7 protein-coding genes are annotated in these 8,114 nt (G+C 67.1%); 2 read left to right on the top strand and 5 right to left on the bottom strand.

The genetic code is table 11. The features are described from left to right. Window positions 1-76: 76 nt before the first annotated feature. The 5 genes from ACFDSW_RS10185 to ACFDSW_RS10165 all read right to left on the bottom strand — a co-directional run bounded on the left by ACFDSW_RS10185 (window position 77) and on the right by ACFDSW_RS10165 (window position 5,611). Window positions 77-1,492, bottom strand: coding sequence for an NAD(P)H-dependent flavin oxidoreductase (locus ACFDSW_RS10185; RefSeq protein ID WP_375250179.1), 1,416 nt, complete (start codon window positions 1,490-1,492; stop codon window positions 77-79). Window positions 1,493-1,568: 76 nt separating this feature from the next. Continuing rightward, window positions 1,569-2,705: a glycosyltransferase gene (locus ACFDSW_RS10180; protein ID WP_375250178.1), complete on the bottom strand. Its 1,137-nt coding sequence runs from the start codon at window positions 2,703-2,705 to the stop codon at window positions 1,569-1,571. A 67-nt stretch (window positions 2,706-2,772) separates the two neighbouring features. Continuing rightward, window positions 2,773-3,909, bottom strand: coding sequence for a glycosidase (locus ACFDSW_RS10175; RefSeq protein WP_375250177.1), 1,137 nt, complete (start codon window positions 3,907-3,909; stop codon window positions 2,773-2,775). Between the two features lie 10 nt (window positions 3,910-3,919). Continuing rightward, window positions 3,920-4,678, bottom strand: a complete 759-nt coding sequence (locus tag ACFDSW_RS10170) for an SDR family oxidoreductase (RefSeq protein WP_375250176.1) — start codon at window positions 4,676-4,678, stop codon at window positions 3,920-3,922. A gap of 69 nt (window positions 4,679-4,747) precedes the next feature. After that, window positions 4,748-5,611 (bottom strand): alpha/beta fold hydrolase, encoded by an 864-nt coding sequence (locus tag ACFDSW_RS10165; protein WP_375250175.1) that lies wholly within the window; start codon window positions 5,609-5,611, stop codon window positions 4,748-4,750. Between the two features lie 62 nt (window positions 5,612-5,673). Between ACFDSW_RS10165 and ACFDSW_RS10160 the strand changes: the two genes are divergently transcribed. Beyond that, a complete protein-coding gene (locus ACFDSW_RS10160) occupies window positions 5,674-7,032 on the top strand; it encodes a protein adenylyltransferase SelO family protein (RefSeq protein WP_375250174.1) in 1,359 nt (452 codons plus the stop codon). Window positions 7,033-7,076: 44 nt separating this feature from the next. Next, a partial coding sequence (locus tag ACFDSW_RS10155; protein WP_375250173.1) for an aldehyde dehydrogenase family protein occupies window positions 7,077-8,114 on the top strand: 1,038 nt, incomplete at its 3' end.

Raw genomic sequence — 8,114 nt, 5'->3', positions numbered from 1 at the left:
ACCCACCAATCGTCATGTGCCGACGCCAGCACCCCGGCCACCCTGTCGAGGGTTTCGGCGAGCGCAGCGCGGTTCATCAATCCCCGGTCAGAATCCGATCGACCAACTGTTTCACGGTCGGCACGAAACCGTTCGAATAGAACGGATCACGCTTAAAATGATAAGCCGCGTGGCCAGCGAACATCAGGTTGCGATCGGTATCGCCGCCATGCGCGATATCCTGCAGCGTCTTCTGGATGCAGAAGCTGCGCGGATCGGCGAGGCGGCCCGTCGAATTCGTCTCGGTATCCGCCCAGCTCGAGAACAGGCACTGACTGAGGCAGCCCATACAGTCCGCCTGATCCTTGCGGATCTCGACCTTTTCCGCGGGAGTGACGAAGACCAGCGTGTTGTCCGGCGTTTTCAGGGCGTCGGTGAAGCCTTCGCCGAACCATTGGCGCGCCCGAAGCAGGTCGTTGCGCGTCACCCAGAAATTCTTCCCCTTCACCCCGACGTCGAGCTGGAAGACATGGTCCCCCGCTTCCTGTGTCGAGAAGGCAATCTGCCGGTCAGAGCGTTCCTCCAACTGGCGCAGGAACGGATTGCGCACCGCCGAGGAATAGAAGCCGGTCGGGGAAAAGCGGTGCAGTGACACCTCGCCTTCCTCGATCTCCATCAACTTGGCCTTCCACCCTTCCGGGATCGGGCTTTCCTGCGTCAGCAGCGGACGGGTGCCGTATTGAAAGGCGATCTGGCCAAGTTCGGGGTTGTCGATCCAGTCGTTCCAGTCGCGCAGATACCACACGCCGCCCGCCATGATGATTGGCGTGCTGTCGGGGATACCGCCCTCGCGCATCGTATCGCGCAGCGCCTTGACGCGCGGATACGGATCCTCCGGCTTCAACGGGTCCTCGGCGTTCGACAGGCCGTTATGCCCGCCCGCCAGCCACGGGTCCTCATACACCACCGCACCCAGCAGATCCGCCACCTTCGAATACGCGCGCTTCCACAATGCGCGGAACGCGCGGCCGGAGCTGACGATCGGCAGATAGTTGACGTTGTAGGAGGCCGCGATCTCGCTCAGCTTGTACGGCATCCCCGCGCCGCAGGTGACGCCGGAGACAAGGCCGCGCGTCCGTTCCAGCACGCCCTGCAGCACGCGCTGCGCGCCGCCCATTTCCCACAGGACGTTGATGTTGATCGCGCCCCGGCAACTGCCGGCGCCGCCAGCGATCTCCCACGCGCGTTGCACCTGCTGCACCGCGCCTTCGATCGCATAGGCGATCAGTTCCTCGTGCCGCTCACGCCGGGTCAGCGCGCGATAGATCTGCGGGATGATCTTGCCGTCGGGATCGTAGCTGTCGGCATTCACCGCCGATACCGTACCGATACCGCCAGCCGCCGCCCAGGCACCGGCGGAGGCATGATTGGTCGCAGCAACGCCCTTACCGCCCTCCACCAGCGGCCACACTTCGCGGCCCGCATAGACGATCGGCTTCAGACCCTTGAACACAGAGTTTCCCGTTTCGAACAGATGACGATAACCGCCCGTATAGAGCAATCGGGCCGCAACGCGACAAAATTGCGACTCAATCGAGACATCCGGGCCGGCCCACCGCATCGGCATATAGCGCGGTGTAGCGCGCGATCATCGCCCCCTCGTCATATTCCGCCCGCGCCTTCGCCTGGTTCGCCGCGCCGATCCGCCGCCGCCCCTCACGGTCGCCCGCCAGCGCCTGCATCATGTCACGCAGGTGAAGCTCGCTGCGATGCTCCGGCAGGAACGGCAGGTTTTCGGGCGCGACCATATCGGGAATGTCGCCAAGCCGGGGGCTGACGATCGGCAACCCCGCCGCCATCGCCTCCAGCACCGCGATCGGCGCCTGTTCCGAGCGGGACGACAATGCGAGCAAGTCGAAATGGCCGATGAAATGATAGGGCCGTTCCAGAAAGCCGGGCAGTACCAAGCGATCGTCGATCCCCATCGCCAGCGCGGCCTGTTCGATCGCGGCACGCTCCGGCCCCTCGCCGACGATCACCAGGCGAAAGCGCGCCGACAGGCCCCCGACCGCGCGCACCAGCAGCGGCAGATCCTTTACCGCCCGCAGCCCGGCAACGCTGCCGATCACCAATTCGCGCTCGTCCCGGACGAACCCGGGAATCGCCTTCGCGTCCGGTTTCCCGGCGTAGAGCGCGGTGGCGATGCCATTGGCGATCCGGTGCACGCGCGCGCGGGGCTGCTTCCACGTCTCCAGCGCGATCGTCTCCAACGCGCGGCTGGGCACCACCAGCGCCGCCGCGGCGCCCAGCGCCAGCCGGCGATAGAGGTTGCGTTCGCGCTTCAGCCCGTTGGCCTCGTCCTCGTTGAAGCCATCCTCGTGATGGACGACCGGCGGCGTGCCCCGGCCGAACACGCGCTTGGCCATCACCCCGTCGATCGCGCCCCAATTATAAGTCAGCACCAGATCGAAGCCGCGCATGTAGCGCGCGATCGCCTCGTAGCGCGCGACCGACGGCCTGCCGGTCAGCGGCGGGGCATCCTGCGCGATTTCATAGCGGACCCCCTTCTGAATACGCGCCCGCGCGCCCATCCGGTCGGGCATCGCGGAAACGATGACGTGCCGAGCGCGATCGCCGAATGCGTTCATCAGCCGCACCGCGCGCGCTTCCTTTCCACCTAGATCGAACGTGGAATGGAGATGCAGGATGGACAGGGGTCGTGCCATGTCCGCCCCATAGCCGGTGACGATCGACCGCGCACCTGCCCTTGGCGCACGCTGCGGTCGCGCAGCCTCAGCCGCCGATCGCCTCCTTCGGAATATGGGTGATGCGGCACGCCAGATCGGCTTCGCCGCTGGCCACGATCCACTGCGCGCCGCCATCGATCAGGCCGGTCGTGAACACCACCTGATCCAGATACATCCGGTCCTTGAGCGGCTCGGTCAGCGCTGGTGCCGGTTCGAGCAGCGCCTCATGGTCGGTCGCGAGCGTGACTGACGGATCTTCGGCATCGAGCAGCGACCAATAGGTGCGGTAGATGCCGACCACGCCCGAGGGCTCGACACCGTGCCATAGCGACAGCCAGCCCGGGCGACCGCCGATCGTCGCGCGGACCGGCGGCGCGCCGCCGCCCATCCGCGCGGTCGCGGTGGTCGCGGCATGCGGCCGGATGCCGGGGCGATCGTACGGCTTCCAGTGCAGTGCATCGGGCGAAGAGGCGAGATTGATCGACGGCCCCGCGCGCCACTCGCTGCCGGGCGGGTAGGCGAAATACAGGTCCCCTAGCGGCCGGGTCTGGGCCCAGAAGCGGCCACCGACCTTGCCCTCGAAGATCAGCATATCCTTGTTCTGATGATCCAGCACGATCCCCTCCAGCGTCCATGCGATCGCGTCGTCGCTGGTATAGAGGGTGGTCGAATGGCGTTCCGGACTGACGGAACAGGTCGTCATGTAATAGCGCCCGTCGACGCGGCTGATCCGCGCATCCTCCACGCCATAGCATTGATATGACGCCGCGGGCGCGATCGCGCGGTCATAATGGACCGCCACCACGTTGCGCCCGTCGCCGTCCAGCTCGACGGGCAGCAGCCACGATAGCGACGTCAGCGCCATCACCCGCCAGCCCCCGCCGCGCATCAGGAACTTGCGCGGATCGTTGGTGTCGACCAGTGCCAGCGGCCAGGCGTCGAGGCGATAGCCGCCTTCCTCCCAGCGGATGGCATGGATATGCGAATCGTGGATCGGATGGCGCAGCGCCTCCGCCACGCGCACCATCATCAGCAGGTTGCCGCCCGGCAAGCGCGTCAGCCCCGGGTTGAATGCCCCCAGCACATAGGTTTCGGCTTCCAGTTTCCCCGCCAGTGGCGAGCGCGTCAGATCGATGTCGTCCGGCCCGAAAACCAGGGCGTCGTGCGGAAACGAGCGGGTCATGCGATCGTCCTCATTCCTCGTCCTGCACACGCGGGCTGATCGTCAGCCGCTGGATCACCGTCCGGCGCGGCTGGGTCAGCAGGAAGTGGACGCCCACCGCGATATCCTCCGCGCGCAGCATCTTCTCCTCCGCGATCAGCGCCCGTTGCTTTTCGGGCGGGAGATCGGGCAGTTGCATGTCCGACCCGGTCATCCCCGGCTCGACCAGCGCGACGCGGATTCCCTTCGGCCCGAGTTCGCGGCGCAGCGCGACCGAGACGCCCTGCACGCCCTGCTTGATCCCGGCATAGACCGTCGAATGCGGCCCGAGCACATAGGCGCTCATCGATCCGATCAGGACGATATCCCCGCCCGCGGGCATTTCCACCGCGGCGCGCTGCGCGAGAAGCAGATAATGGGTGAAGTTCAGCGAAACCGCCTCGCGAACCCCGGCTTCATCCATTTCGGTCAACCCGCCCGCCCCGATCGCCGCATTGGCGACGACGATATCGACCCCGCCCAGCGCTTCTTTCGCGCGGTCGACGAAGGTTGAGACATTGTCCTCCCGGGCAAGGTCGATCGCGACGCCGTCTCCGCGCCCGACCTCGCCAATCCGCGCGAGCGCATCGTCGACATGCGCCTGCCGGCTGCCACCGATAAACACGTGCGCGCCTTCGCTTGCCAGCAGCACCGCGATCGCGCGGCCGATCCCGGTCGAACCGCCGCTGACGATCGCGCGGCGCCCGGTCAGCGGCAGTACGGCGGTATGCGCGTCGGATCGATCGGTCATTGGCGTTCCCCGGAGATCAGTCTCCGCGAGACGCCCGAGTGGAGTCGCTGGTTCCGCCCGATGCGTGGCTCAACGCGCTTCGTCGAGCCACGCATCGATCACCGGCTGCAGTGCAGGCTCTTCCAGCGTGGGCGCATGTCCGATCGCCGGAACCGTCACCAGCGTGGCCCGGGGCATTTGCTCCACCATCCGCTGCGCGGTCGCGGCGGACAGGATATCCGATCGCTCGCCCCGCACGATCAGCACCGGGGCGGACCCCAGCGCCGCGAGCGCGCGCCACATGTCCGGCCCCGCCTCGCCGCCGGGCAGGCGAAACGGCTCGGCGATCTTCATGTCATAATCGAGGACGATCCGCCCCGACGAATTGAGGCGGTACACGCGCTTCGCCATCGCCAGCCATTGTTCGATCGTCCAGTCAGGATAGACATCGCCGTTCGCCTCCTGAATGCCGCGCGCGGCATGCATCCAGGTCGGGCAGGTGCTTGACCTGCCGACATAGCCGCGAATTCGCGACAGGCCGGCGGGTTCGACCACCGGGCCGACATCGTTGAGCAGCGCGCCGGCGATCCGCCCCGGCAGCATCCCCGCGAGCAGCATCGTCACGATCCCGCCCAGCGACGTGCCGATCGCGGCGAAACGATCGATCGACTGGTCGGCGAGCAGCGCGGCGACGTCCTGCGCGTAAGTGAGCGGCACATAGGTCATCGGATCCTTGGCGTAGCCGCTTTCGCCACGCCCCCGGAAATCGATCGCGAGGACACGTCGCGATCCGCTTAGCCGCTCGGCCAGCACGGCGAAGTCGCGTGCGTTGCGAGTCAGGCCGGCCATGCACAGCACCGGCGGTGCATCCGCCCCGTCCGGGCCGGGATAGTCCCGCGCGTGCAGGCGGATGCCGTCCGCGGACCACCAGAACAGATCGCGATACGCTGCCATGTGGTCACGCCCCTTCATGTGCGACGGTTGCGCCCGGCGTTGGGCGTGCCCCATATCGCGGCATGACCTTCGACCCGCAAGCATATCAACCCGAACGCACGCTGCTGACGCTCGGCGACCGCTTCTACGATCGCGTCGAGGCCGCCGACTTTCCGGAGACGCGGCTACGCTTCCGCAACGATCGCGCCGCCGCCCAGGTGGGGCTGGCGACGCTCGATGACGCCGAATGGATCGCTCATTTCGGGCGGTTCGCGCCGCTCGCCGGTTCCCTGGAACAGCCGCTGGCGCTCCGCTATCATGGCCATCAGTTCCGCACCTACAATCCGGAACTGGGCGACGGGCGCGGCTTCACCTTCGCTCAGTTGCGCGATGACGGCGGACGCTTGATGGACCTCGGCACCAAGGGGTCGGGGCAGACGCCATGGAGCCGCTTCGGCGATGGTCGCCTGACGCTCAAGGGCGGCGTGCGCGAGGTGCTGGCGTCGGAGATGCTCGAGGCGCTGGGCGTGCCGACATCGCGAAGCCTCTCGTTGATCGAGACCGGCGAGGCGCTCGATCGCGGCGACGAGCCCTCCCCCACCCGCTCCGCGGTGCTGGTGCGGCTGAGCCACGGGCATATCCGTATCGGCACGTTCCAGCGGCTCGCCTATGAGCAGGACGAGGATGGGTTGCGCCGGCTGACGGCCTATGTGCTGCACCACCTGTATGACGAGCCGGGCGACGATCCGTTGCGGCTTCTGTCGCTGGTGGTGGACCGCACCGCGCGGCTGGCGGCGCGCTACATGGCGGCGGGATTCGTCCATGGCGTGCTCAATACCGACAATATCAATGTCACCGGGGAGAGCTTCGATTACGGGCCATGGCGGTTCGCGCCGACCTGGGATCCGGGCTTTACCGCAGCCTATTTCGACCATTCTGGCCTCTACGCTTTCGGTCGCCAGCCCGAAGCGATCAATTGGAATGCAATGCAACTGGCCGTGGCGCTGCGTCCGATCGTGGACGCGGAACCGATGATCGCCGAACTCGAACGGTTCGGCACGGTCTATCAAGCCGCGGTGGCGGAAGCGCTGCTGTGGCGGCTCGGCCGACGACCGCTCGATCCCGACCGTGACCGCGCGCTGGTGCAGACGATCGGGCGCGCGCTGCGGCAGACCGGGGAACAGATCGATCAGGTCTTCTTCGATGCGTTCGCCCAGCCACTTCCGGCGCATTATGGCCCGATATGGGACGAGGCGCGGGCGGCGCTGGAGCTCTTCGCGCCGCGCGCCGCGCGCGATGCGGCCTATTGGCGGGGAGCACCCTGCGCGATGCTGATCGATGAGGTCGAGGCGATCTGGGCCCCGATCGCGGCGAACGATGACTGGTCCCTTTTCGACGCGAAGATTGCGTCGATCCGGGCAATGGGGGCCGCGCTGGCGTAACACGCCTCTTCCGCTGCACCGCGAAGCACGGTTAAGAGGCGAGGATGGCAGCGCTGATCTCCTTCGAACCCGCGACCGGCAACGAATTGTGGCGCGGCGCCACGGGGGACGTGGAACTCGAGGTCGCCACCGCGCGCGACGGCTTCCTGCCCTGGGCGACCAAATCGCTCGCCTATCGCATCGAAACGCTGCGCCGCTTCGCCAATGTCGTGCGACAGCGCAGCGACAGCTTCGCCGACCTGATTGCGCGCGAAACCGGCAAGCCGCTGTGGGAAGCGCGCGCCGAGGTCGACAGCGTGATCGCCAAGGTCGATATCTCGGTGACGGCTTATGCCGAGCGCACCGCCCAGCGGCGCATGGAGGCGCCGATGAACAGCCGTGTCGCGCTGCGGCACAAGCCGCACGGCGTGCTGGCAGTGCTGGGCCCGTACAATTTTCCTGCGCATTTGCCCAACGGGCATATCATTCCGGCGCTGATCGCGGGCAATGCCGTGGTGTTCAAACCGTCCGAGAAGACTCCGGCGAGCGGCTTCTTCCTGGTCGATTGCCTGTATGCCGCCGGCGTGCCGGAGGATACCGTGCGGGTGCTGGTCGGCGGCCCGGCGGAGGGGCGCGCGCTGGCGACGCATCCGGGGATCGACGGGCTGCTGTTCACCGGCTCCGCGCGTGTCGGGCTGGCGCTCAACCGGCATTTCGCCGACACGCCCGAAAAGATCCTCGCGCTGGAGATGGGGGGCAACAACCCGATCGTCGTGTGGGACACGCCCGACCTGTATACCGCCGCGATCCTGATCGTGCAGTCCGCCTTCGCCACCGCCGGACAGCGCTGCACCGCGGCACGGCGGCTGATCGTCCAGGATTCGCTCGCCGAACCGTTGCTGGCAGAACTGGCGCGTCTGGTCGGCCGCTTGATCGTCGGTGCACCGCATGACACGCCGCCGCCGTTCATGGGCCCGGTGATCGACAATGAAACCGCCGACGGCCTCGCCGAAAGCTTCCTCGCGCTGCTGATGAAGGGCGGCCGCCCGATCCGCCACATGGCGCGGCCCGATCCGGCGCGGCCATTCGTCACGCCCGGGATC

It is taken from the genome of Sphingomonas sp. (genome assembly GCF_042091075.1).
Classification (GTDB): domain Bacteria; phylum Pseudomonadota; class Alphaproteobacteria; order Sphingomonadales; family Sphingomonadaceae; genus Sphingomonas.
Note: the sequence above shows the minus strand (reverse complement) of the source record. Positions and strands in the feature narration are given on the sequence as shown.

What these genes read in the sequence shown, in the direction of transcription:
- ACFDSW_RS10170 (WP_375250176.1), bottom strand. Translation starts at nt 4,678, where the DNA reads ATGACCGATCGATCCGACGCGCATACCGCCGTACTGCCGCTGACCGGG.
- ACFDSW_RS10180 (WP_375250178.1), bottom strand. Translation starts at nt 2,705, where the DNA reads ATGGCACGACCCCTGTCCATCCTGCATCTCCATTCCACGTTCGATCTA.
- ACFDSW_RS10160 (WP_375250174.1), top strand. Translation starts at nt 5,674, where the DNA reads ATGACCTTCGACCCGCAAGCATATCAACCCGAACGCACGCTGCTGACG.
- ACFDSW_RS10175 (WP_375250177.1), bottom strand. Translation starts at nt 3,909, where the DNA reads ATGACCCGCTCGTTTCCGCACGACGCCCTGGTTTTCGGGCCGGACGAC.
- ACFDSW_RS10165 (WP_375250175.1), bottom strand. Translation starts at nt 5,611, where the DNA reads ATGGCAGCGTATCGCGATCTGTTCTGGTGGTCCGCGGACGGCATCCGC.